This window comes from Acinetobacter sichuanensis (genome assembly GCF_003024515.2).
Lineage (GTDB): Bacteria > Pseudomonadota > Gammaproteobacteria > Pseudomonadales > Moraxellaceae > Acinetobacter > Acinetobacter sichuanensis.
Genome location: NZ_PYIX02000174.1, coordinates 1 through 982, shown reverse-complemented (window position 1 = coordinate 982; position 982 = coordinate 1). Strand labels below are relative to the sequence as shown.

Sequence of the window (982 nt, the reverse complement as noted above, 5' to 3'; positions counted from 1 at the left end):
AACCTGAGTTCGATATAAAAAAGAGTAGAAAAAAAGCCCTGAATTTATAACATATTGGTTCTCAAGACAAAATGTTATAAAACAAGGCTTCTCAATGGATCATATTACCGAATTATTTTGTATTTTGGACGATTTCTGCAAAACATTTAATGAATCTTTAGAAAAAGCTTTAATTTCTGATCAAAAATCCAAGCTGAAAAAGTCAGCCTTGAGCTTGTCTGAAGCAATGACCATTGTCATTTTATTTCATCAATCCGGTTTTAGATTCTTCAAATATTTTTATTGCCAAATGATCGTTCCATTCTGGAAATCTGCTTTTCCTAAACTGCTTAGCTACAACCGATTTATTGAAATCATGCCCCGTTGTTTGCAAGCTCTGAGTAGTTTCTTCCACCAGGTGAAAGGAAAAGATACGGGAATCAGTATCATTGACTCCACTAAATTGGTAGTTTGCCATAATCTTCGGATTAAAAGGCATCGTGTATTTAAAGGCTTGGCCGGCCGTGGAAAAAGTAGTACGGGTTGGTTTTATGGTTTTAAATTACATATCGTTATCAATAATTTAGGTGAAATTATTAATCTCAAACTGACATCGGGAAATGTTCATGATGTTGCTATATTAGAATCTTTAACTCAAGAATTAAAAGGAATCCTACTCGGAGACAAAGGCTATTTGAGCAAAGCAAAAGCCGAAGCTTTAGCAGCAAGAGGACTGAAAATATTGACCCCATCACGTCGGAATATGAAAAATAAACCCATTCAAACTGAAGAAGAAAAACAATTACTTTGCAGAAGAGGATTGATCGAAACCGTGAATGATCAATTAAAAAATTTACATCAACTTGAACATTCACGTCATCGTTCGGTAAATAACTTCATGGTGAATATCATGGCTGCTGTAGTGGCTTATTGTTTGAATCCCAATAAGCCAACTTTCCAAAATATGCTAAAAGGCTAAGCAGATTTCGTCGAACTCAGGTTA

1 protein-coding gene is annotated in these 982 nt (G+C 34.8%); it reads left to right on the top strand.

The window, feature by feature from the left end; translation table 11 throughout:
• Nucleotides 1-94 precede the first annotated feature (94 nt).
• Nucleotides 95-958: an IS982 family transposase gene (locus C9E89_RS22825; protein WP_107010327.1), complete on the top strand. Its 864-nt coding sequence runs from the start codon at nucleotides 95-97 to the stop codon at nucleotides 956-958.
• The last annotated feature ends 24 nt before the right edge of the window (nucleotides 959-982 follow it).